The sequence below is a fragment of the Streptomyces sp. NPDC096105 genome, assembly GCF_044763335.1.
In the GTDB taxonomy this organism is placed as follows: domain Bacteria; phylum Actinomycetota; class Actinomycetes; order Streptomycetales; family Streptomycetaceae; genus Streptomyces.
Genome location: NZ_JBIWGC010000011.1, coordinates 14,131 through 36,741 on the forward strand (window position 1 = coordinate 14,131; position 22,611 = coordinate 36,741).

Sequence of the window (22,611 nt, forward strand, 5' to 3'; positions counted from 1 at the left end):
GACCCAGTCCACGAGGTCACGCGCACAGCCCGCGGGACGCGGGCGCAGTGGCAGGTCTTCGGACTCGCGGGCACGTCCGCCGAAAGGGCGGACACCTACCGGCCGTCTCTTCCCCGGCCCTGACGCGGGCCCAGTGACATCGACGGCTTTCGTTCCCACTCACCGCTGCGGGACAGCCCCGGATTCGCACCGGGTTCCCTCTTGCGTCGCGCCACCGGGCGTCCGGGCGGACGGGAGGCGCGAACCGACTGCGTGTATCAGCGTAGAGGCGCTCGTATTCCTGCGACAGTGGGGCTTCGGCGGTTGTCCTGAATGTGGAGGGGAGGCGGAAACCAGGTGTGTCCCGTGCAGTTCTCGTGGTGGCTCTGGCCGGATAACGTCTCCGGGGATCACTCCCTCATCGGCCAGACTTGTCACCTCACGCCACATGCGCACCGCTGCTGCGGTGGCCCGTGCCGGGGAGGCCCCTGATGACGTCAGACGTGAGGCCGGACGAGGACGGGGCGGCGTCGCCGCCCGGACGGCGACGGCCTCCCGGGGACCGCGTCGCGTTGCGCGGCGACCTGCGGGCCGCCCTGCCCGACGCCGGCGCGGCGGTGGGGGTCACGGCGCTGGTGTTCGCCCTGCTGTGGGCGCGCATGGACTCGGGTGCTTCGGACACGGTCGCGGTCATGCCGTTCATGGACGATCCCGGCACCTACTGGATGTACCTGCTCAGTCAGGCGTTCGGCTGGTCCGCCCTGCTGTGGGCGTGGGGCACGGTCATGCTCGGTCTGCTGCTGTCGGGGCCGCGCCCCGCCCGCCTGCCGGTCTCCCGGCAGGTGCTGGAGCGCTGGCACCGCACCACGAGCCTGACGACCACGGCGCTGATGTTCGCGCACGCGCTGATGTTCGCCGCCGAACTCGTGCGCTACGAGACGGAGGTGGACTGGGCGGAGCGGTTGTGGGTGGCCTTCGCGGACACCTTCGTGCCGGGCTGGTACGACTCCGGGACCGGCCGCATCGCCATCCCGATCGGTCAGGGAGCCCTGTACCTGGCGATCCCGCTGGGGCTGCTGTTCTACGTCCGGCACCGCATCGGGGCGAGCACCTGGCGCCGGCTGCACCGGTTCGTGATCGTCGTGTACGTGCTGAGCGTGTGGCACACGCTGCTGTACGGGACCAACGTCTGGTACGGGGAGTGGCCGCGCACCGTTCTGTGGCTGCTGCAGCTGCCGGTCGCGGTGCTGTTGTTGCTCCGTCTGCTGCGGCCGGCCCGGCGGGCCGAACGGCTGGGTCCACCCGGCGGGGGCGCGGCCCGGCCGGGCTGGTGGGTACGGGCGGCGGGACGGGTCGCCGTCGCGGCCGTCGTCGTCGGGCTCGTCGTCGTGGCGGTGTCCGGCCGTGACGGCGGACGGGACCGTCCGGTCCACCCGCCCGCGACGGCCCCCCACGCCCAGGAGACGGACTGACGGCCGGTACCGGGCGGGCCGGACGGCGTCCCGGGATGGGATGACGGCCGGCGACAGGGCGACGGCGGAACGAGGAAGCCGGTGTGCATCCGGCGCGGTCCCGCCACTTTCGCCGGTCTGCGGGAACGAGCCGATGGTCGTGGCCGGCGGCAGCCCGAGGTGGGCGCGCTGGGCGGCGGCACGCTCCGCGTAGGACTGGGAACGGCGCGCGTCGGCCCCGGTGACCGCGGAGGCGCGGGCGCGGACGGCCGGATCGCGGGTGACGGGGGAGTCGGCACGAGAGACGAGGTCGGCACGGTTCGCCGCCAGGTCGGCGGCGATGGCGTCGGTGCCCCGGGCGAGACCCCTGGCGAGGGCGACGACCTCGGAGGTCTTCTGCCTGGCGAAGGCGAACCAGCTGCTGCGGGCAGCCTACGGGCAGTCGGCCCGTCAGGAACGCGGACGTCCGTGATCCGGGCGGTGACCCATGTCACGTACCCCGAACGGCGCCAGGACCCCGCCGCCTTGGGCCAGTGCTTGACGAACGGCAGGGTCGGGGCAGGCGTCGGCAGTGGGGTGCTGGGGACCACGTTGTGGCGCGCTCGGTGACGATGTCGAGGAAATGGCGGCGGATTTCAGCGGTGCGCAAGGCGGGGCTCCGAAGGCTCACAGGGGGAGCGGGGCGAGGGAACGGGCGGGGTGGCGCGGGCCGAGGAAGACGACGATGCCCTTGCCGTCGGGGGAGGGGTGGGTGGCCTGCGTCCAGCCGTGGCGGCGGTAGAAGGCCATGGCCCGCCCGTTCCGGACCGAGGTGAGCAGCCATGCCCGCCCCTCGGGCGCGTCTGCGGTCACCGCTTCGAGGAGGCGGGTGGCGAGGCCGGTGCCGCGGGCGGTGGGCCGGACGGCGAGCTCGTCGATCTCCCGGGCCCCGCACAACCAGGCGGCGGTGCGGTCGTTGCCGAGGCCGGCGGCCGCCTGGGGATAACAGCGGTCGGTGGGGAAGGGGGCCGGAGTGGTCCACGCGGTGGCGAAGCCGACGACCTCCCCGTCGCGCACGGCGGTCGCGGCGGTGAACCCGGCACGCCGTACGTTCGCCGGCAGCCGGGAGACGAACTCGTTTGCCTGCGTCTCGTCCTCGTGCCAGGGCGGGGCGCAGAAGGCGCCGACGTACACCGAACGCAGTGACTCGGTGTGCGTGAGCATCCCGGCGTCCCGGTGCACACGGATGTCGGTGGTCATCAGGCGGCCACCGTCTTCCCCATGACGACGGGACGCAGTGCGGCGTACTCCAGCGGTGGCGGCGCGGCGCCCGCCCGTACGAGAAGGCCGCCGACGGGGGCGGTCATCGCGCCGTTGCCGATGCACAGCCGCAGCGGCGGCACCCGCAGTCCGACGCCCGCCGCCAGACAGTGCTCCTCGGCCGGCGGCCGCACCCGCGAGTTCGCGGCGACACCGCCGACCACGACCAGGGTGCCCACGCCGTGCTCGGCGCGAGCGGTGACCGCCTCGGTGGCCGGACCGTCCGGATACGGCAGCCCGAAGACCCGTGCCGCCTTGTCGAAGCACTCCGCGACCGCGTCGTCCAGCGTGTCCTCGAAGCGTGTGGTCGGGTCCCGGACCAGGTCCGCTCCCGTCTTGTCGTAGGACGCCTCGGTGCCCGGTGCCGTCGCAGACCTCATGGCCGACCTTTCTGCCATCGATAAGTTGTTGCAAGCATTGTGCAATAAGGCCTTCGATGATGTGCGCCGAACCGGCTCCGCGCACATGGCCGCCCCCGGAGGGTGCGGCCTGGACTCCTCCGGCGCTGCCCCTGGTCCCGAGGTGCGCAGCAGTGACCTCCGCCCGGCTGTCATGGGCCACCGCGGCGAAAGTCGTCCGGGCCGGCGCCGACGGCCGGGGTGGCCCGCCGGATGCCGCACGGTCCGTCCCGCTCAAGGCCCTCGGCTGCGACGAGTCCGCCGCCGTTCGCGCCGTGGCCGACGGAACGGAGGAGCGGGCCCGCGTCCTGCGTCCAGGTGATGGAGGCGTCGGCTGGGGCTCGTCCGCCATCCGTGCCGAACGCGGCGAACAGGTCGTCGTCGCCAGGGAGTTCGCGGCAGAGAGGGGTAGGGCCGGGCGCCGCACGCGGGACCGGCCGCACCGTCGTTCATCGTGCGCCGGTCGGGGTCCCGGCGACACCGGTCCTGGGGACGTCGCCTGATCAATGATTGCCACTATTGCTGCTAGCGTGCAACTGCACATCAGTGGCAATAACGTCGGAGGATGTTGGACATGGCGGTGTACACGCTCCCGGAGCTTCCCTACGACTACTCGGAGCTCGAGCCGGTCATCAATCCGCAGATCATCGAGCTGCACCACGACAAGCACCACGCCGCGTACGTCAAGGGCGCCAACGACACGCTGGAGCAGCTCGCCGAGGCGCGGGACAAGGAGCAGTGGGCTTCGGTCAACGGCCTGGAGAAGAACCTGGCCTTCCACCTCTCCGGCCACATCCTGCACTCCATCTACTGGCACAACATGACCGGTGACGGCGGCGGCGAGCCCCTGGCCGCCGACGGTGTCGGTGACCTCGCCGACGCGATCGCCGAGTCCTTCGGCTCCTTCGCCGGATTCAAGGCACAGCTCACCAAGGCCGCCGCGACCACGCAGGGTTCGGGCTGGGGCGTCCTGGCGTACGAGCCGCTGAGCGGTCGGCTGATCGTCGAGCAGGTCTATGACCACCAGGGCAACGTCGGCCAGGGCTCCACCCCGATCCTGGTCTTCGACGCCTGGGAGCACGCCTTCTACCTCCAGTACAAGAACCAGAAGGTCGACTTCATCGACGCCATGTGGGCCGTCGTCAACTGGCAGGACGTGGCGAAGCGCTACGAGGCTGCCAAGGCCCGCACCAACGTGCTGCTGCTGAACCCCTGACCGCGGGGGCCGTATGACGTCCTGCTCGCGATCGTCTTCTCAGCCTTCACCTGCAGGCGGCACAAGGAAAGGCCTCCGGCCGGGACGACCCGGCCGGAGGCCTTTCCGGCGTTTCCGGGGTACACGTCCGGACGCGCTCGAACCGGCCGGCACCCATGGCGCCGTGATTCCCGTGCCCAGCCGTCGCGGGCCGAACGCGCGGTGGTCCGTCCGGGAGACCAGGTCCGCTGCCGTCGCAACTCCTTCGCCCCGTCCGGGAACCGGCCGCCTCTTCCGTCCGACTGCTGTGAGGAGGCAGGGGGATGGCATGGAAGGGCTGGATGTCCGGATGTCGGGCGTCGTGTGCCGACACGGCCGGGCCGAGGCCGTGCGCGACGTCGATCTCGACATCGTGCGCGGGCAGCGAGTGGCTCTGACCGGTACCAACGGGTCGGGCAAGACCACGTTGCTGCGGGCCGTTCTGGGGCTGCACCGGCACGTCGCGGGCCGGATCCTGGTGGGTGGCCGGGACACCGGGAGCGCCACGGAGCGGGCGTGGCGGCGACGGGCGTGCGCGTGGGTCCCGCAGAAACCGGCGACCGGCCGTTTTCCCCTGCTGGCACGCGAGTTGCTGGCCGGCGGTGGTACGCGTGCCGAGGCGGCGGAGGCGGCCGGCAAGCTCGGGGTCGGGCGTCTCGCCGACCGGCCGTTGCACACATTGTCCGGCGGTCAGCTTCAGCGCATGTACCTGGCGCGGGCAGTCGGCTGTGTGGCGGCCGGTGCGGGCGTCCTGCTCGCCGACGAGCCGACCGCCGCCCTCGACTTCTCCGGGCAGGAGGAGGCGGCCGACGTACTGCTCTCCCTGCCGGTGACCGTCGTGGCCGTCACCCACGACCGGGCTCTGGCCGAGCGCTGCGACCGGGTGCTGGAGATGGCCGCAGACGCCTGCGGGAGGCGGGCCGGCCTCGGCATCGCCATGGGCACCGGCACCGACGTGGCGATCGGAGCCGCCGACGTCACCCTGGTCCGCGGAGACAGCGACGCCCTCGCGGACGCCGTCCGCCTCTCCCGCAGCACGCTGGCCACGATCCGCGTCAACCTGCTGTGGGCCCTCGGCTGCAACGTCGTGACCGTCCCCTTGGCCATGGTCGGCCTGCTCGACCCGATGCTGGCCGCCGCCGCGATGTCCGTCAGCTCACTCCTCGTGGCCGGCAACAGCCTGCGGTTGCGTGCCTGGCGACCGTCACCGGCCCGCAGCCGTCCATCCGCGTCGCCCGCCCGTGGGAGGAGCCTTCGATGACACCCTCCGCCTGGACGCCCACCCGGCGACGACTCGCGGACACCGCCCTGGCCGCTCCGGCACCGGTCTGCGCCTGTGTGCCGGCCCTGGGTGGTCTCGCGGTCCGGACCGCCACGGGCAACGCCGGTACCCCGCACGCGTCGGTGTCACCGGCGCGCGGCTCTTCCTCCCGTCGCGGGAGTGCCGGAGACAGCAGCATTCTTCAGGATCGTTAACACTGGTGGCGCCCAGGACCGGCCGGTAGGGGTGACTTCGTCCGACGTCACCGAGGGCATCTCCCTCAGCAGCCACCGGATGACCGCCGGCGGAGCCGCATACCGCTGGCCCACGGAGTCACTGTCCATCCCCGCCGGGGGCACCCTCGACATGTCCTCGACATGTCTCGCACAGCAGCGATGTGACCGTCCCGGCCGCGGCACGCCGGGCGGAGGGCGACCTGGTGCCCTTCACTCTTCACTTCGAGCACAGCGGGCGAACGGAGGTCCTGGCGGTGGTCGTCCGGCCCGGGTCCTGATGACGGCGCCGCGCGGCGGAGCACCGTGGGGCGTACGGCGCTCCGCCACGCGCTGTCAGGCGGTGACCGTCTCGGCCACCTCGTACCCGGCTTCGGTGACGGCCGCGCGGACCAGGGCGTCGCGGGCCTGGCGCATCGTCAGGTGAGTCAGCATCTGGTCAGCACGAGTCCGCACGCATTCCGGGACGGGTGTTCGGGTCGGTGCTTGGTCGTCCATGGTGCGACGGTCCGGACCGAACGGAAGCGCAGGCAAGGAGCCTTCTTGCCCGAGTGGGGTCGGTGTTCTCCGGAATCTTCGAGTGCGACGAGTGCCGGTGTACAGTGAAGACCGCCCTTGACCTGCACAAAGCAGGCAGGGAGCCGTCTTCCAGGAGTCCAAAGTGCTGCGTACTCTGTTCAAGTCCAAGATCCACCGCGCCACCGTCACCCAGGCCGACCTGCACTACGTGGGATCCGTGACGATCGACGCGGATCTGCTCGACGCCGCCGATCTGCTGCCCGGTGAGCTCGTGCACATCGTCGACGTCACCAACGGCGCCCGGCTCGAGACGTACGTCATCGAGGGGGAGCGCGGGTCCGGTGTGGTCGGCATCAACGGAGCCGCCGCCCACCTCGTGCACCCGGGCGACCTCGTGATCATCATCAGTTACGCCCAGGTGACCGACGCCGAGGCGCGGGCGCTCGAACCGCGGGTCGTCCACGTGGACGCCGACAACCGTATCGTCGCCCTCGGCGCCGACCCGTCCGAGCCGGTGCCCGGGTCGGACCAGGAGCGCAGCCCCCAGGCCGTCGCCACGGCCTGAACGGCGCCGGACCCGCACGTCGTCCGGGTTGGGCCGCGCGGCCACCCCCAGGAGGCCCCCGCGGCCGGCCCGGAGCCGCTTCGCGCGACCGGGCAGCGGCTCGCCGCGCGTCCCGGACGGTTCTGAGAGGGCTGACACCGGGCATGCACGGCGTGCCGCACACCCGGCCCGGTGCACACCCCGACCGGTGCGCCGCCCGGCCGTCGCCCCGTCACGCGCGTGGGTGACTGCGCGGGGGTCCGCCGGGTAGGCGGGCAAGTAAGTCCAGAGCCCACGTCGACCGACCGGCCGGAGGACACGCGTCATGACGAACCCGTACCCGGACCCCGTCCCGCCGGGCCCCACACCCGGCCCCGTTCCGGGCCCGGACCCCGCACAGCCCACCCCCGACCCGGGCCCGCCCGGACCCGACCCGGCGCCCCCGCCGCAGCCTCCGGGCCCCGGCCCGCAGCCCCCGGGGCCGAACCCGCAACCGCCCCCGCCGCACCCGGGCCCGCCCGAGCCGTCGCCCTCGCCGATCCCTCCGGGACCGGAGCCCGTGCCCCATCCGGAGCCCGGGCCGCCGCTGACCTGAGACCAACAGCATCAGAGAGGCCCCGGCAGGCGGGGGCTGGTCGCGCAGTTCCCCGCGCCCCTGAGGGCGCGGGGAGCGCGGACGTTACGCCGGCACCTCCGACCGGTCCCCGCCCCACAGCGTGTGGAACGACCCGCCCCGGTCGGTGCGCCGGTACGTGTGCGCGCCGAAGTAGTCCCGCTGGCCCTGAGTCAGCGCGGCCGGCAGCCGCTCCGCCCGCAGCGCGTCGTAGTAGGCGAGCGCCGCCGCGAAACCGGGGGTCGGGACACCCTGCCGGGTCGCCGCGACCAGCACCTCGCGCCAGTCCTCCTGCGCCTCCGCGATCTCCCGCGCGAACGTCTCGTCCGCCAGCAGGCTCGGCAGGTCCGCCCGCGCGTCGTACGCGGCCCGGATCCGGTCCAGGAACGCCGCGCGGATGATGCACCCGCCGCGCCAGATCGCCGACACCGCGCCGAGGTCGATGTCCCAGCCGTACTCCTGGCTGCCCGCGGCGACCTCGTGGAAGCCCTGGGTGTACGACACGATCTTCGACGCGTACAGCGCCTGCTCCACCCGGTCGGCGAATGCCGACGCCTCCTCCTCGCCCATCGGCGTCGGCTTCGGGCCCGCCAGCCCCCGCGAGGCCTCCCGCAGCGCCGAGTGACCCGACAGGGAGCGGGCGAACACCGCCTCCGCGATGCCCGACACCGGCACGCCCAGGTCCAGGGCGATCTGCACGGTCCAGCGGCCGGTGCCCTTCTGCTCCGCCTGGTCCACCACCACGTCCACGAACGGCTCGCCCGTCGCCGCGTCCACGTGCGACAGCACCTCGGCGGTGATCTCGATCAGGTACGAGTCCAGCCGGCCCGTGTTCCAGGTGCGGAAGATCTCCGCGATCCGCGCGGGGGAGTACCCGGCGACGTCGCGCAGCAGCTGGTACGCCTCACCGATGAGCTGCATGTCGGCGTATTCGATGCCGTTGTGCACCATCTTCACGAAGTGGCCGGCGCCGTCCGGACCGACGTGCGTGACGCAGGGCGAGCCGTCCTTCGCCTTCGCGGAGATCTTCTCCAGCATCGGGCCCAGCGAGTCGTACGACTCCTTCGGACCGCCCGGCATGATGCTCGGGCCGTGCAGCGCGCCCTCCTCACCGCCCGAGACGCCCATGCCGACGAAGTGGATGCCCTGCTCGCGCAGCGCCCGCTCCCGGCGGCGGGTGTCCGCGAAATGGGCGTTGCCGCCGTCGATGATCATGTCACCGGGTTCCAGCAGCGGGGCGAACTCCTCGATCACCGCGTCCGTCGGCTCCCCCGCCTTCACCATCACGACCAGGCGCCGCGGCCGCTCCAGCGCCGCCACGAACTCCTTGGCCGTCTCGGCCGCCACGAAGCTCCCCTCGTGTCCGAACTCCTCCACCAGCGCGTGCGTCCGGGCGGCGGTCCGGTTGTGCACCGCGACCGTGTAGCCGTTGCGGGCGAAGTTGCGTGCGAGGTTGCGGCCCATGACCGCGAGCCCGGTGACGCCGATCTGCGCTGAACTGCTCATAAAGGTGACTCCTGGTGACCTCGGTATCGGTGCCGCCGGACGCCGGTGCTGCCGGTGGGCGCCCGCCGGTCCTGACATCGACCATCCTGACGTGTCGCACTTGCGTGCGCATACGCGAGCCCTCGGAACCCGCGCAGGCCCATACGCGCGAAGGCGCCCTCCGTACTCAGCGCCCCGGTCCGTCACCTGCCGGCCGCACCCCCGGTGCGGCCGCCCGCACCTCCGGTGCGGCGGTCCGGCGCACACCTCCGCGTGCTCCCGCGCCCGGTGGCAGGCGCCCGCGCACGCTCCTCCCCGGCGGCAGACAGGGGCGCAACGGGCGTAACGTCCCGGCCACATGGCGCATCCGTGCGGCCGATAGCCGCCTTGTCACGGCCTGTTCGCAGCGCTTACTTTTGCCCCTCCTGACGCATTGTCGAGGGGGATTCCATGGCCGTGCGCGGCCGGCACCGCCGGTATCAGCCGAACAGGATCAACCGAGCATCGCTCACCGTCACCGCCGGCGGCGCGGGCATGGCCCTCCCGCTCATGGGCACCGGTGCGGCGCAGGCCGCCGACGTGGACACCTGGGAGAAGGTCGCCGCCTGCGAGTCCACCGGCAACTGGGACATCAACACCGGCAACGGCTACTACGGGGGACTGCAGTTCAGCCAGTCCACCTGGGAGGCGTTCGGCGGCACCCGGTACGCGCCCCGAGCGGATCTGGCCACCAAGGACCAGCAGATCGCCATCGCCGAGAAGGTCCTCGACGGACAGGGCCCCGGCGCCTGGCCGACCTGCTCGGTACGCGCCGGACTGACCCGCGACGGCGCCGCCCCGGACATCCGCCCGGCCACCGACCGCCCCACCGGAACCAAGAGCGGGACCGGAACCAAGGGCGGCAGGGGCGACGGCCGGACCACCGTCGAGGACGTACGGCCGCACACCACGCCTCAGGCCCGGGCGGGCCGCGCCGAGATGTACACCGTGGTGCGCGGCGACACCCTCTCCGGGATCGCCGAGCAGGAGCGCGTCCGCGGCGGCTGGCGGGGGCTCTACGAGGCCAACGAAACGACCATCGGCGCCGACCCCGACCTGATCCTGCCGGGCCAGCGACTCACCCTCACCGGAGGAAGCGGCGGCACGGCCGGGGCCCCCGCCAAGCCGCCCTCCCGGTCGACCGAGCCCGCGGACAAGAGAGCATCCGTCCCCAGGACCGAGCAGAGGAAGACGGAGAAGAAGGCCGAGAAGGCCGAGAAGACCGAGAAGCGGACCCAGCAGCGGGCCGAGCGCTCCGGCTCCTCCGGCGCGCAACGGGTCGCACCGGTGAGCGCCGCCCTCGGCACGCCGTACCACAAGGCGGGGTCGTCGTGGTCGAAGGGCTACCACACCGGCGTCGACTTCCCCGTCCCCACCGGCACGCCCGTGAAGTCGGTCGGCGCCGGCACCGTGGTCGCCGCGGGCTGGGAGGGGTCGTACGGCTACCAGGTCGTGGTGCGCCACAACGACGGCCGGTACAGCCAGTACGCCCATCTGTCGGCGATCTCCGTGAAGAACGGCCAGTCCGTCGGCGCCGGCCAGCGCATCGGGCGCTCCGGCTCCACGGGCAACAGTTCGGGCCCGCATCTGCACTTCGAAGTGCGGACGGGGCCCGGATTCGGATCGGACATCGACCCGCTCGCCTACCTGCGCGCGGGGGGCGTCAAGATCTGACGGGGCGTCATGGCCCGAGGTCCTTCACTTCACGATCTGACGCGGGCGAGCTGCCGGTCGGCCGCCGGCAGCGCCACGTACGGGCCGCCGTGGAACGGCGCGTACGGCATGACCGGCACCGCCGCCGGGTCCGCCGCGTCCGGTCCGGCGGCCGCCGCGGGGACGGTGGCCGGCAACGTGGCGTGCTCGGGCAGCGTGACGTCCTCCGGCACCGTCAGCTCGGCCAGCAGCAGCTCGGCGGGGTCCTCCGTCTCCCGTCCGGCGGCCACCGGCACGGTGCCGGACCCCGCATCCAGAGGGACAGGAACAGACGCCTCCGCCTCGGCGGCGGCCTTCTGCTCCCGCGCCAGCCTCTCGGTCGTCAGCAGGATCAGGCCACCCGCCGCGACCACACCACAGCTCAGCGCCAGCGCCGTCCCCGTCGTGCCGTAACGGAAGGTCTCGCCGAACATCGTGATGCCGACCGCCGCGGCCACCACCGGGTTCACCACGGTGAGCGTCGCCAGCGGGGCCGCGAGGCCCGCGCCCCGGTAGGAGGCCTGGGACAGCAGCATGCCTGTCGTCGCGAGGACGCCGATCACCGCGAGGGACGGCAGGTCCGCCGCCGACACCCCGCCCGTCCAGTCCACCGCGACCGTCTTGGTGAAGACGGAGGACATGCCGAACGCGACACCGGACGCCGTCGCCAGCAGGATGCTGCGCACCGCCGGGTGCCGGTGCGCCGCCCGTGCCGCCACCATCAGCGTCACGACCGCCGCCGCCGTCCCCACGGCCGCCGCGACCCGCTGCGGGCCGTCCAGCGACTGCGTGCCCGACGCGCCGACCAGCGCCAGCAGACCCGCGAGACCCACCGTCGCCATCAGGGCGCCCCGCCACGCGGTCGCCCCTGCCTTGCGGCCCACGAACAGCGCGGCCATCGGCAGCGCGAACACGATCGTCAGGGCGCCCAGCGGCTGGACCAGGCTCAGCGGCCCGTAGGCCAGCGCCACCACGTGCAGGATCGCGCCCAGACCGTTCAGCGCGACAGCCGCCCACCAGCCCGGCCGGCGCAGCGGGGCGTACTGCTGCGCGCCGGAGGAGGACAGCGCCACCTGCTCCTGCACGATCGCGCCCCCGGCGTACGCCACGGCGGACACGAACGAGAGGAGCACGGACAACGCGAGGGCGCTCATCGGCTGCTCCTCTGCGTGAGGCGGGGGCGGCGGGCCCGGCGCGGCGAACGGTCGGCTTTCATGACCAACACGATGCCCTGCCGGGGTGTTCCCCGTCGTCGTCCCTGAGCACCCAATACGTCCTACTGCCGATGGAGTAGGAGGACGCCCCCGTCATCCCCTGGGTGGGCTCCGGAAGGCCGGGGCCCCTGACATCCACCCCTGAGAGACGTGGTACCACTGCACGTCGTGGATCTCGACCCCCGCCTCACCGCCCTCCGTGACCTCGGTGGCTTCTTCAGCCTGCGCGCGGGGGAGGAAGCCGGCCGCCGCCTGCCCACGCTCGCCCACGCATACGGCCCCCACCGTCCGGACGGTCAGGGCGCCCCCCGGAGTGCCCCCTTGAGCGAGCCCCTGAGCGCTCCCCTGACCGACCCCCTGACAGGCCCGGACGTCCTGGCCGACCCCCTGACCGCCCGCGTCCGCCGGGTCGCTGCCGCCCTCCGCACCCGGGAACCCCGCGTCGCCGCCTCCGTGGCGCACCAGGGTCTGGCCGCGCGTCTGTGGTCCGTGGCGCTCGGCTGCGCCGCCCTGTACGGAGCCGTCCCCGACCTCGCCCCGGAGACGGTCCGCTGGGACCCCGAGGGGAGCGCCCCCGACGACCTGTGGCTCGCCGGGGTCCGCCCGCTGCCCGGCGACGCGGCGTCCCTCGCCGACATCGTGCTGCACGGCCACCTCGAACCCCTCTCCGCCGCCCTGCGCGCCCGCCACCGCGTCGCGCCCGCCCTCCTGCGCGGCAACGCCGCCTCCGCCCTCGCCGCCGCCGCCCGCGAACTCGCCCGCCACGCCCGCCCCGAAGCCGCCGCCCGCGCCGCCCGGCTCTCCCGTGAACTCCTCGCACACCCCCTCCTCTCCGGCGCGGGCAGCCTCACAGCCGCGGGCTTCCGGCGCCGCAGCTGCTGCCTGTACTACCGGGTGCCCGGCGGAGGCGTCTGCGGCGACTGCTGCTTCGTCCGGCCGCCCCGCTCTTCCCCGCGCGCCCCGTCTGCGTGACCATGGGAGGGACATCCGCGCAGACAGGGGGTTCAGGGTGCGAGTGGGACTGCTGACCCGGGAGTACCCCCCGGACGTGTACGGCGGCGCGGGGGTCCATGTGGAGTTCCTGGCCCGGGAGCTGCGGTCCCTGGTGGACCTGGAGGTGCACTGCTGGGGCGAGGGCCGCGCCGACGGCGTGCTGCGCCACCGCTCCTGGCCCGCGCTCGACGGCGCCAACGACGCCCTGCGCACCTTCTCCACCGACCTCGCCATGGCCGCCGCCCTCGAAGGCCGCGAGCTGGTCCACTCCCACACCTGGTACGCCAACCTCGGCGGCCACCTCGCCAAGCTGCTGTACGGCGTCCCGCACGTGGTGACCGCGCACTCCCTGGAGCCGCTGCGTCCCTGGAAGGCCGAGCAGCTCGGCGGCGGCTACGCCCTGTCGAGCTGGGCGGAGCGCACCGCCTACGAGGCCGCCGACGCGGTGATCGCCGTCTCCGGCGCCATGCGCGACGACATCCTGGACTGCTACCCCGCGCTCGATCCGGCCCGGGTGCACGTCGTCCACAACGGCATCGACACCGCCCTCTACCGCCCTGACCCCGCTACCGACGCCCTGGACCGGATCGGACTCGACCGCTCCCGCCCGTACGTGCTGTTCGTCGGCCGGATCACCCGGCAGAAGGGCGTGCCCCACCTGCTGCGGGCGGTGCGCGGCATCGACCCGGACGCGCAGGTGGTGCTGTGCGCGGGCGCCCCGGACACCCCGGAGATCGACCGGGAGTTCCGCGAGCTGTACGAGGAGCTGAGCCGGGTGCGTGAGGGCGTGCACTGGATTCCGCAGATGCTGCCCCGGCCCGAGGTGATCCAGCTGCTGACGCACGCGACCGTGTTCGTCTGCCCCTCCGTCTACGAGCCGCTCGGCATCGTCAACCTGGAGGCGATGGCGTGCGGCACCGCCGTGGTCGCCTCCCGCGTCGGGGGCATCCCCGAGGTCGTGGACCACGGCGCGACCGGGCTGCTGGTGGACGTGGACGACGACTTCGAGGCGGGGATCGCCCGGGCGCTGGACTCCGTGCTCGGCGACCCGGACACCGCGCGGACCATGGGCGAGGCGGGACGGGAGCGCGCGGTCACGGAGTTCGGCTGGGACGCGGTGGCCCGCCGCACGGCCGGGCTGTACGAGCAGGTCCTCCGGCAGGCTTAGCCCGGCCCGTCCGGGGCAGTCATGGGAAAACTCGGCGTGAGGGGAGCGGCCATGCGTCGTGGAGGGCCTTCGGTCCTGGGAATCGTGCTGGCGGGCGGCGAGGGCAAGCGCCTGATGCCCCTCACGGCGGACCGCGCCAAACCGGCGGTCACCTTCGGCGGCACGTACCGCCTCGTCGATTTCGTGCTGTCCAACCTGGTCAACGGCGACATCCTGCGGATCTGCGTGCTCACGCAGTACAAGTCGCACTCGCTGGACCGGCACATCACCACCACCTGGCGGATGTCCAGCCTGCTCGGCAACTACGTCACCCCGGTCCCCGCGCAGCAGCGGCTCGGCCCGCGCTGGTACCTGGGCAGCGCCGACGCCATCCTCCAGTCGCTGAACCTGGTCCACGACGAGCGCCCGGAGTACGTGGCGGTGTTCGGCGCCGACCACGTGTACCGCATGGACCCGCGCCAGATGCTCAGCCAGCACATCGAGAGCGGCGCCGGGGTCACCGTGGCCGGGATCCGGGTGCCGCGCGCGGAGTCCTCCGCGTTCGGGGTGATCACTCCGGGCTCCGACGGCCGCACCGTCGAACGCTTCCTGGAGAAGCCGGCCGACCCGCCGGGCCTGGCCGACGACCCCGACTGCGTCTTCGCCTCGATGGGCAACTACATCTTCACCACCAAGGCGCTCGTCGAGGCGCTGCAGCGGGACGCCGAGGACGAGAACTCGGTGCACGACATGGGCGGTTCGATCCTGCCCCAGCTCACCGAGCGGGGCGAGGCCCACCTGTACGACTTCGGCACCAACCACGTGCCGGGGGAGACCAGCCGCGACCAGGGCTACTGGCGGGACGTCGGCACGCTCGACGCCTACTACGACGCGCACATGGACCTGATCGCCGAGCGCCCCGCGTTCAACCTCTACAACCGTCAGTGGCCCATCTACACGCACTCCGGGCAGCTCTCGCCGGCCCGGTTCAACGCGGGCGGCATCGCCGGCGAGTCCATCATCAGCGCCGGGTGCCTGATCCGGGGGCAGGTGACGCGGTCGGTGCTGTCGCCGGGCGTGGTCGTCGACCCGGGCGCGGTGGTGCAGGGGTCGGTCCTGCACGACAACGTGCACATCGGGCGGGGCGCGGTGGTGCGCGGGGCGGTGCTGGACAAGAACGTCGAGGTGCCGCCGGGCGCGACGATCGGGGTCAACCCGGAGCGGGACGCGGAGCTGTACACCGTCTCCCAGGGCGGCGTGATCGCGCTCGGCAAGGGGCAGCCGGTGCCGTAGCGGCCGTGGGAGAGGCTCCGGTCGGGCGGGACGACCGGAGTCTTTGTCATGTCCCTGGACTACTGAAGGAATCCGTGCTGTCATGCCAAGTGCTGTTCTTTGACAACGTTGTACTGGACTGGCAACGCACAGAAAAGAACATGCACACCTGCACAGCGAGCCGTCATCGCCTCACCGACGGAGGATCCGTGCGCACCAGACGACTCAGGAACCGCTTCGCCCTCCTCCTGGCCACCGCGCTGGGCGTCACCGGTCTCACCGCGACCGGGCCCGCCTCGGCCGCCGCGGAGGACGACCCCGTGGAGATCCACGGACTGAAGGGCGAGTACTGGACCCATTCCGCCCCCGGCGCCTTCGACTTCCACGAACTCAAGGCCGTCGCCTTCGACCCCTGGCTCGACTTCGACAACCTGGAGCCGCGCCTGACCCTCACCACCGGCCAGGCGGACGACGTCAGCGTCCGCTGGACCGGCAGGATCGTGCCGGAGACCACCGGCGCCCACACCTTCTCGGTCAGCTCCGACAACGGCTTCCGGCTGTGGATCGACGGCGCCCTCGCCATCGACCACTGGGTCGACGACTGGGACAACGAACAGACCTCTGAGCCGGTCCAGCTCACCGCGGGCCGCGCCCACGACATCAAGGTCGAGTACTTCGAGCACTACGGCGGCTCCAACTTCCACCTGCGCTGGACCCCGCCCGGCGGCGTCAAGGAAGCGGTGCCCCGGACGGCGTTCCGCCTCCCCGACGGCTTCGACTACGACGGCGCCCTCGCCGCCACCGTCCTCGCCTCCGGACGCACCCTCAGACTCGACTTCCCCAAGCCGCTCGCCACACCGCCCGCCGGCTTCACCGACCACCTCGACGCGGTCATCGGCGGCGCCCCCTGGCCGCTGGCCTCGGCGCGACCCGACCCGGCCGACCCGAGGGCGCTGCTCGTCACGCTCGCCGAGCCCGTCGTCGGCAACAAGACCGGCACCGCCCGCGGCAGCGCCGACGTCCGCTACGACGGCCAGGGCGGACTGCGGGCCACCGACGGCGACCCCGTGGACGCCTTCCTGAGCAGCGGCCCCAACCGCTCCACCCACGAGCTGCGCACCAGGTGGGCCGACGAGGTGGGCCCCGGCAACGCCCACCCCGAGTACCCGCGCCCGCAGCTCACCCGCCCCGAGTGGCGCAACCTCAACGGCCGCTGGCAGTTCGCCGCCGCCGAGGAGGGCGAGCGCCCGCCCGTGGGCCGCACACTGAAGGAACGCATCCTGGTGCCGTACCCGGTGGAGTCCCAGCTCTCCGGCATCCAGCGGCACGAGGACCGCATGTGGTACCGCCGCACCTTCACCGTCCCGCGCGACTGGCACATCGGCTCCGGCAAGCGGCTGCGCCTCAACTTCCAGGCGGTCGACTGGCGCGCGGAGGTCTACGTCAACGGCACGAAGGTCACCACGCACGAGGGCGGCTACGACAAGTTCTCCGTGGACGTCACCGACGCGCTGAAGCGGAGCGGCCCCCAGGAGCTGATCGTCGGCGTCCACGACCCGACCGACGCCGCCGACGGCGAGAACCCGCCGATGGGCAAGCAGCGCCTCGACCCGAGCGGCATCTGGTACACGCCCAGCTCCGGCATCTGGCAGACGGTCTGGATGGAGCCCGTCGCCCGCGACCACGTGGACTCCCTCAAGCTGATCCCCGACGTGGCGGGCGAACGGCTCACCGTGGAGGCCAAGGGCGTCCGCGCCGGCCTGCCGGTCACGGCCACCGCGTACGACGGACGGCGCAAGGTCGCCACGGCCACCGGCCGCACCGGACAGCCGCTCACCCTGGAGATCGGGAACCCGCGCCTGTGGTCGCCCGACGACCCCTTCCTGTACGACCTGAAGGTCAGCGTCGGCGCCGACCGCGTCTCCAGCTACTTCGGCATGCGCTCCATCGCCGTCGAGAAGATCGACGGGGTGCCGCGCACGGTCCTCAACGGGAAGCCGATCTTCCTGATGGCCACCCTCGACCAGGGCTTCTGGCCCGACGGACTGCACACCGCGCCCACCGACGAGGCCCTCGCCCACGACCTGAAGGCGCACAAGCAGCTCGGCTTCAACTCGGTGCGCAAGCACATCAAGGTCGAACCCGACCGCTGGTTCCACTGGGCCGACCGCCTCGGACTGCTGGTGTGGCAGGACATGCCCTCCATGCGGGCCGGCCGCACCCCGGACGCCGAGGCCCGCGCCCGCTACGAGCGCGAGATGAAGGAGATGATCGACGAGCACATCAGCAGCCCCTCCGTCGTCATGTGGGTCACCTTCAACGAGGGCTGGGGACAGTACGACGTCGGCCGCGTCGCCGAGCAGGCCAAGGCCTGGGACCCCAGCCGGCTGGTCAACAACCAGTCCGGGCTCAACCTCGGCGCCGACGGCGGCGCCGGCGACATCATGGACGAGCACGGCTACCCGAGCCCCGCGCTGCCGCCCCGCCCGGACGGCGAACGCGCCCTGGTGAGCGGCGAGTACGGCGGCCTCGGCCTCGCGGTGCCCGGCCACGCCTGGCCCGTGCAGCAGTCGTACGTCGACGTCGACCCGGCGACCTACACCGACGACTACCTCACCAAGCTCGACGAGGTGCGGGCGCTGGTGTGCCGGGGCAGCAACGGCGCCGTCTACACCCAGATCTCCGACGTGGAGGGCGAACTCAACGGCCTGCTCACCTACGACCGGCGGGTGATGAAGCCCGACGTGCCGCGGGTGCGGGCCGCGCACCAGGACCTGATCCTGGACGCCTCCCGCGCCCGGCCCGCGGGCTGCCCGGCCACCGGCTGACGGGCTCGACGGGCGGAGCGTCCGCCCGTCCGGGCGGCGTGCGTCCGGGTGGCGTGCGTCACCCCGCCGGACGGCCGGAAGGCCCCGGCGGCCCCGTACGCCACCCGGTCTCCGCCCCTTCCGCCGTGGCGGCGGAAGGGGCGGAGACGTCACATGCTGTTAGCTAGGAGTAGCCAGATCGTACTTGACCGTAATCGGCCGGGAGCGATCGACGGCTGATCCGTTCCCGTCGTCGATGCGAGGCCCCCGCCCATGACCGCAGACCCGCTCGCCCCCCTCGACCTGGCGTTCTGGAACCTCGAGTCCGCCGGTCACCCCATGCACCTCGCGGCGCTCGGCGTCTTCACGGCCGGCTCGCCCTCCGCCGCGGCCCACGCCGCGGACCTGCTCGCCGCGCGCGCGGCCGCCGTCCCCGGGCTGCGCATGCGTATCCGCGACACCTGGCAGCCGCCCGGACTGCGGCGGTCGCTGTCGGCGCTGCGCCGCCCCTGGCCCGCCCCCGGCGAGTCCCTCACGGCTGCCCTGGGCCGCCCGCTCACCTCCGCCGTACGCCACTCGCTCGCCTTCGGCGGCGCCGCCCGCGAGCCCGACCCCGGCTTCGACCCCCTGGACCACGTCCGCCTGCACCCGCCGGCCGCCGACTTCCACACCGCCGCCGGCGAGCTGATGGGACGCCCGCTCGAGCGCACCCGTCCGCCCTGGGAGGCGCACGTGCTGCCGGGGGAGGACGGCGCCCGCTTCGCCGTCCTGTTCAAGTTCCACCACGCCCTCGCCGACGGACTGCGCGCCCTCGCCCTCGCCGCCGCGCTCATGGACCCCACCGGCCTGCCCGCACCCCGGCCGAGGCCCGCCGAGCCGCCCCGCGGCGTCATCCCGGACGTGCGGGAGGTGCCCGGCATGGTGCGCGAGGCCCTCACCGAGGCCGGCCGGGCCCTGGACATCGGCGCCGCCGTCGCCCGGTCCACCCTCGACATGCGCTCCTCACCCGCCCTGGCCTGCGCGCCCAGCGGCACCCGCCGCACCGCCGGCGTCGTCGTCGACCTCGACGACGTGCACCGCATCCGCAAGAGCGCCGGCGGCACCGTCAACGACGTCCTCATCGCGGTCGTCGCCGGCGCGCTGCGCCGCTGGCTCGACGAGCGCGGGGACGGCAGCGAGGGCGTCGCCCCGCGCGCCCTCGTCCCCGTCTCCCGGCGCCGCCCGCGCACCGCCCATCCGCAGGGCAACCAGCTGTCCGGGTACGTGATGCGGCTCCCGGTCGACGAGAAGGACCCGCTCGCCCGGCTGACCCGGGTGCGCACCGCCATGGACCGCAACAAGGAGGCGGGCCCGCACCGCGGCGCGGGCGCCGTCGCCCTGCTCGCCGAGCACGTGCCGCCGCTCGGCCACCGGCTCGGCGGACCGCTGCTCGGGCAGGCGGCCCGGTTCTGGTTCGACGTCCTGGTCACCAGCGTGCCGCTGCCCGGCTTCGGCCTGCGCCTCGGCGGCGACCCGCTCGGCGCCGTCTTCCCGCTCGCGCCGCTCGCCCCCGGCCACTCCCTCGCGGTCGCCGTCTCCACCTACCGGGGGCACGTCCACTACGGGCTGGTGGCCGACGGTGCGGCCGTCGAGGACCTCGGCCTGCTGGCCCGCGCGGTGACCGAGGAGGTGACAGCACTCACCGTGGCCTGCGATCACTGAGCGCAGCGGTTTGGTGCTGGGGCCCGGCGCTCCGTAAAATCCCCCGTTCGACAGCGGACGCGAACGGAGCGCCGCGAGAACCGAAGCGGGAACGGCAGCGGCGATGACGGTGACACAGGACGGCCCCGACACCACGGACGAGGTGGCGCACGGGCCCGGCATCGACCCGGAGCGGCTGGCCGTCTGCCTGAGCGTGCTCGAGGAGCTCGACAAGCTCGACGTGGACCACCCGGACGCGATCGCGGTCCGCCGGGCCACCTCGCACATCTACCGCACGGTCAAGCAGCGCCGCCGCCAGGAGCGCCGGGCCGCCAAGACCGCGCACGACAAGGCGGTCACCGAGGCCACCGCCACCGGCTCCGCCCAGCGCATCGACGACGAGACCGAGGGCATCCTGCCCTCCTCCCGCGTGGAGCCGGGCCGGATCGCGGGGATACTCCAGCGCCCCCGCTCCTGCTACGTGTGCAAGACCCGCTACGTCGAGGTCGACTACTTCTACCACCAGCTCTGCCCGAAGTGCGCCGCCGAGAACCGGGCCCGCCGCGAGGCCCGCGCCGACCTCAGCGGCAAGCGGGCGCTGCTCACCGGCGGCCGCGCCAAGATCGGCATGTACATCGCGCTGCGGCTGCTGCGCGACGGCGCCCACACCACGGTCACCACGCGCTTCCCCAAGGACGCCGTCCGCCGCTTCAAGGCGATGGACGACTCCGCGGACTGGATCCACCGCCTGGAGGTCGTCGGGATCGACCTGCGCGACCCGGGCCAGGTCGTCGCGCTCGCCGACCAGGTCGCGGAGCAGGGCCCGCTGGACATCCTGATCAACAACGCCACGCAGACCGTGCGCCGGCTGCCCTCCGCCTACGCCGCGCTCGTCGAGGGCGAGAGCGCCCCGCTGCCGGCCGGCGAGCTGCCTGCCCACCACGTCATCGGCGCGTTCAACTCCGGTGCGGTGGACGGTCTGACCGCGCTGCCCGCCGGTACCAGCGGCCTCGACGCGCAGGCGGTGGCCGACCTCGCGCTGGTCGCGGGCAACGCCAGCGTGGAGCGGCACCGGGACGGCACCGCCATCGACGCGGGCGGCCTGCTGCCCGACGTCGTCGACAGCAACACCTGGGTGCAGACCATCGAGCAGATCTCCCCGGTGGAGCTGCTGGAGACCCAGCTCTGCAACTACACGGCGCCGTTCATCCTGATCAGCAAGCTGCGCCCGGCGATGGCCGAGGCGGCCCGCCGCTCGTCCTCGAACCGCGCCTACGTCGTCAACGTCTCCGCGATGGAGGGCGTGTTCGCCCGCGGTTACAAGGGCGCGGGGCACCCCAACACCAACGCGGCCAAGGCGGCCATGAACATGGTGACGCGGACCAGCGCGCAGGAGATGTTCGACACCGACCGGATACTGATGACCTCGGTCGACACCGGCTGGATCACCGACGAACGCCCGCACTTCGACAAGCTGCGCCTCGCCGAGGAGGGCTTCCACGCCCCGCTCGACCTGGTCGACGGCGCGGCCCGCGTGTACGACCCCATCGTGCGCGGCGAGGCGGGCGAGGACCTGTACGGCGTCTTCCTGAAGGACTACGCGCCCGGCCGCTGGTGACACCGGCGGACGCCCGACGGCAGCCGAACGGCGCCCCGGGCGTCCGGACTTGTCGGGTACATCGGTGGGCGCGTACTCCGATCGAGTGAGCTGTGGTGTGCGTTCTGTCACGACATGCCCGGACATAGTGCCTGATGATGGGCGTTCCGTCATGTGATGATTACAGCCAGTGTGCGGCCCCATCGAGCGGGGGGTCGCTCATTTGGTTACCCTGGGGCGGACGGAGGCAGCGACAAGGGTCCTACCCGCACCCACGATCCGTCATGGGACGGCCGGTTCACCACGGCCCGCTCTCCCTCGAACGACCGGCGCCACCGCGCCCGAACGGCATGGGACACAGACCCGCTCGGGCGCCGGGCGCCGGCCACAGGGTCGACGCGGTACGTCCCGAGGGTGACCGACACATAAGGAGTGCGCGGTGACACCGGAGCAGACGAAACTCGAACGGCGCCCCGACGAACGCATGGAGCGTTCCGGCCGCCGCCCAGGGGAACTGGGAAGCCTCGACGTGTGGGCCCGCTCGGCCCCCATCCGCCTCGCCGGGTACGAGGAGGACCTCGCGGAGCCGCACATCCTCCCCAGCGTCGACTGACACACGTCACCCCCGCACCCTCGCCGCGTACCGGGCCTGAAAGACTCGCCCCCATGCTGATCAGGGAAGCGAACCCCGACGACTGGCCGCGCATCTGGCCGTTCTGGCACCGCATCGTCGCCGCGGGCGAGACCTACACCTGGGACCCGGGCACCTCCGAAGAGGCCGCCCGGGCCCTGTGGATGAGCCCCGCGAAGCGGGTGTACGTCGTCGAGGACGACGGCGGAACCGTCGTCGCCTCCGCCTATCTCACCCCCAACTACGGCGGCCCCGCCGCGGACATCGCCAACGCCGGTTTCATGGTCGACCCGGACCTGGCGGGCCGGGGGACCGGGCGGCTGCTGGCCGAGCACGTGCTGGCCGCGGCGCGCGACGCCGGGTACCGGGGCATGGTGTTCAACGCCGTCGTCGAGACCAACCCCGCGGTGAAGCTGTGGAGTTCACTCGGCTTCACCGTCCTCGGCACGGTCCCGGACGCCTTCGACCATCCCCGGCACGGACGGGTCGGACTGCACATCATGTACCGGTCGCTGTGACCGGA

At 73.0% G+C, this 22,611-nt stretch carries 15 protein-coding genes, 5 pseudogenes and 1 riboswitch; of the genes and pseudogenes, 15 read left to right on the forward strand and 5 right to left on the reverse strand.

What is annotated here, in order from left to right; translation table 11 throughout:
• Window positions 1-49: 49 nt before the first annotated feature.
• Window positions 50-216: riboswitch (cobalamin riboswitch) on the reverse strand.
• Between the two features lie 254 nt (window positions 217-470).
• Window positions 471-1,451, forward strand: a complete 981-nt coding sequence (locus ACIQ8B_RS18945; protein WP_403548120.1) for a ferric reductase-like transmembrane domain-containing protein — start codon at window positions 471-473, stop codon at window positions 1,449-1,451.
• Between the two features lie 108 nt (window positions 1,452-1,559).
• On the opposite strand, the pseudogene ACIQ8B_RS18950 reads toward ACIQ8B_RS18945, so the two are convergent.
• The 3 genes and pseudogenes from ACIQ8B_RS18950 to ACIQ8B_RS18960 form a co-directional block, all read right to left on the reverse strand.
• Window positions 1,560-1,847 (reverse strand): annotated as a pseudogene (locus ACIQ8B_RS18950) (5-methyltetrahydropteroyltriglutamate--homocysteine S-methyltransferase); the annotation flags it as partial.
• A 249-nt stretch (window positions 1,848-2,096) separates the two neighbouring features.
• Window positions 2,097-2,669, reverse strand: a complete 573-nt coding sequence (locus ACIQ8B_RS18955; protein ID WP_403548122.1) for a GNAT family N-acetyltransferase — start codon at window positions 2,667-2,669, stop codon at window positions 2,097-2,099.
• Window positions 2,669-3,055 (reverse strand): annotated as a pseudogene (locus ACIQ8B_RS18960) (tRNA (adenosine(37)-N6)-threonylcarbamoyltransferase complex transferase subunit TsaD); the annotation flags it as partial. The pseudogene ACIQ8B_RS18960 and the gene ACIQ8B_RS18955, both read right to left, overlap by 1 nt.
• Window positions 3,056-3,701: 646 nt before the next feature.
• Here ACIQ8B_RS18960 and ACIQ8B_RS18965 point away from each other — a divergent pair.
• The 5 genes and pseudogenes from ACIQ8B_RS18965 to panD all read left to right on the forward strand — a co-directional run bounded on the left by ACIQ8B_RS18965 (window position 3,702) and on the right by panD (window position 6,939).
• Entirely contained in the window at window positions 3,702-4,343 is a 642-nt protein-coding gene (locus tag ACIQ8B_RS18965) for a superoxide dismutase (protein ID WP_290002899.1), read from the forward strand.
• A gap of 307 nt (window positions 4,344-4,650) precedes the next feature.
• Window positions 4,651-5,262 (forward strand): annotated as a pseudogene (locus ACIQ8B_RS18970) (metal ABC transporter ATP-binding protein); the annotation flags it as partial.
• 18 nt (window positions 5,263-5,280) lie between these two features.
• Window positions 5,281-5,622 (forward strand): annotated as a pseudogene (locus ACIQ8B_RS18975) (heavy metal translocating P-type ATPase); the annotation flags it as partial.
• Window positions 5,619-6,136: pseudogene (locus ACIQ8B_RS18980) on the forward strand (copper chaperone PCu(A)C). The pseudogenes ACIQ8B_RS18975 and ACIQ8B_RS18980, both read left to right, overlap by 4 nt.
• A gap of 380 nt (window positions 6,137-6,516) precedes the next feature.
• On the forward strand, window positions 6,517-6,939 hold the full coding sequence (gene panD, locus ACIQ8B_RS18985; RefSeq protein WP_365421233.1) for an aspartate 1-decarboxylase: 423 nt from the start codon (window positions 6,517-6,519) through the stop codon (window positions 6,937-6,939).
• 658 nt (window positions 6,940-7,597) lie between these two features.
• Here the strand turns inward: panD and gndA are convergent.
• Window positions 7,598-9,037: an NADP-dependent phosphogluconate dehydrogenase gene (gndA, locus tag ACIQ8B_RS18990; RefSeq protein ID WP_403548124.1), complete on the reverse strand. Its 1,440-nt coding sequence runs from the start codon at window positions 9,035-9,037 to the stop codon at window positions 7,598-7,600.
• Between the two features lie 429 nt (window positions 9,038-9,466).
• Here gndA and ACIQ8B_RS18995 point away from each other — a divergent pair, with 429 nt between their 5' ends.
• Window positions 9,467-10,729, forward strand: coding sequence for a transglycosylase family protein (locus ACIQ8B_RS18995; RefSeq protein ID WP_403548126.1), 1,263 nt, complete (start codon window positions 9,467-9,469; stop codon window positions 10,727-10,729).
• Between the two features lie 29 nt (window positions 10,730-10,758).
• Here the strand turns inward: ACIQ8B_RS18995 and ACIQ8B_RS19000 are convergent, their stop codons facing one another.
• Window positions 10,759-11,901, reverse strand: coding sequence for a DMT family transporter (locus ACIQ8B_RS19000; RefSeq protein WP_403548128.1), 1,143 nt, complete (start codon window positions 11,899-11,901; stop codon window positions 10,759-10,761).
• A gap of 228 nt (window positions 11,902-12,129) precedes the next feature.
• Between ACIQ8B_RS19000 and ACIQ8B_RS19005 the strand changes: the two genes are divergently transcribed.
• The 8 genes from ACIQ8B_RS19005 to ACIQ8B_RS19040 all read left to right on the forward strand — a co-directional run bounded on the left by ACIQ8B_RS19005 (window position 12,130) and on the right by ACIQ8B_RS19040 (window position 22,606).
• Window positions 12,130-12,933, forward strand: coding sequence for a (2Fe-2S)-binding protein (locus ACIQ8B_RS19005; RefSeq protein WP_403548130.1), 804 nt, complete (start codon window positions 12,130-12,132; stop codon window positions 12,931-12,933).
• Between the two features lie 37 nt (window positions 12,934-12,970).
• Window positions 12,971-14,122 carry a glycogen synthase gene (gene glgA, locus ACIQ8B_RS19010; protein WP_290003017.1) on the forward strand — a complete coding sequence of 384 codons (1,152 nt, stop codon included), beginning with the start codon at window positions 12,971-12,973 and terminating at the stop codon, window positions 14,120-14,122.
• Between the two features lie 51 nt (window positions 14,123-14,173).
• The gene (glgC, locus tag ACIQ8B_RS19015) at window positions 14,174-15,394 is read left to right on the forward strand and encodes a glucose-1-phosphate adenylyltransferase (RefSeq protein WP_290003019.1); all 1,221 of its coding nucleotides are present in this window, start codon (window positions 14,174-14,176) and stop codon (window positions 15,392-15,394) included.
• 188 nt (window positions 15,395-15,582) lie between these two features.
• Window positions 15,583-18,201, forward strand: a complete 2,619-nt coding sequence (locus ACIQ8B_RS19020; RefSeq protein ID WP_403548133.1) for a PA14 domain-containing protein — start codon at window positions 15,583-15,585, stop codon at window positions 18,199-18,201.
• A gap of 252 nt (window positions 18,202-18,453) precedes the next feature.
• Window positions 18,454-19,881, forward strand: coding sequence for a wax ester/triacylglycerol synthase family O-acyltransferase (locus ACIQ8B_RS19025; protein ID WP_403548135.1), 1,428 nt, complete (start codon window positions 18,454-18,456; stop codon window positions 19,879-19,881).
• 103 nt (window positions 19,882-19,984) lie between these two features.
• Window positions 19,985-21,478, forward strand: coding sequence for an SDR family NAD(P)-dependent oxidoreductase (locus tag ACIQ8B_RS19030; RefSeq protein ID WP_403548137.1), 1,494 nt, complete (start codon window positions 19,985-19,987; stop codon window positions 21,476-21,478).
• A 418-nt stretch (window positions 21,479-21,896) separates the two neighbouring features.
• Window positions 21,897-22,070 carry a hypothetical protein gene (locus ACIQ8B_RS19035; RefSeq protein ID WP_106411183.1) on the forward strand — a complete coding sequence of 58 codons (174 nt, stop codon included), beginning with the start codon at window positions 21,897-21,899 and terminating at the stop codon, window positions 22,068-22,070.
• Between the two features lie 53 nt (window positions 22,071-22,123).
• Window positions 22,124-22,606 (forward strand): GNAT family N-acetyltransferase, encoded by a 483-nt coding sequence (locus ACIQ8B_RS19040; RefSeq protein WP_403548139.1) that lies wholly within the window; start codon window positions 22,124-22,126, stop codon window positions 22,604-22,606.
• Window positions 22,607-22,611 lie beyond the last annotated feature (5 nt).

Bases quoted from the DNA above. Each gene is read 5' to 3' on its own strand.
- ACIQ8B_RS19000 (WP_403548128.1), bottom strand. From the start codon at position 11,901: ATGAGCGCCCTCGCGTTGTCCGTGCTCCTCTCGTTCGTGTCCGCCGTG.
- ACIQ8B_RS18945 (WP_403548120.1), top strand. From the start codon at position 471: ATGACGTCAGACGTGAGGCCGGACGAGGACGGGGCGGCGTCGCCGCCC.
- gndA (WP_403548124.1), bottom strand. From the start codon at position 9,037: ATGAGCAGTTCAGCGCAGATCGGCGTCACCGGGCTCGCGGTCATGGGC.
- glgC (WP_290003019.1), top strand. From the start codon at position 14,174: ATGCGTCGTGGAGGGCCTTCGGTCCTGGGAATCGTGCTGGCGGGCGGC.
- ACIQ8B_RS19025 (WP_403548135.1), top strand. From the start codon at position 18,454: ATGACCGCAGACCCGCTCGCCCCCCTCGACCTGGCGTTCTGGAACCTC.
- ACIQ8B_RS18965 (WP_290002899.1), top strand. From the start codon at position 3,702: ATGGCGGTGTACACGCTCCCGGAGCTTCCCTACGACTACTCGGAGCTC.
- ACIQ8B_RS19040 (WP_403548139.1), top strand. From the start codon at position 22,124: ATGCTGATCAGGGAAGCGAACCCCGACGACTGGCCGCGCATCTGGCCG.
- ACIQ8B_RS18995 (WP_403548126.1), top strand. From the start codon at position 9,467: ATGGCCGTGCGCGGCCGGCACCGCCGGTATCAGCCGAACAGGATCAAC.
- ACIQ8B_RS18955 (WP_403548122.1), bottom strand. From the start codon at position 2,669: ATGACCACCGACATCCGTGTGCACCGGGACGCCGGGATGCTCACGCAC.
- ACIQ8B_RS19030 (WP_403548137.1), top strand. From the start codon at position 19,985: ATGACGGTGACACAGGACGGCCCCGACACCACGGACGAGGTGGCGCAC.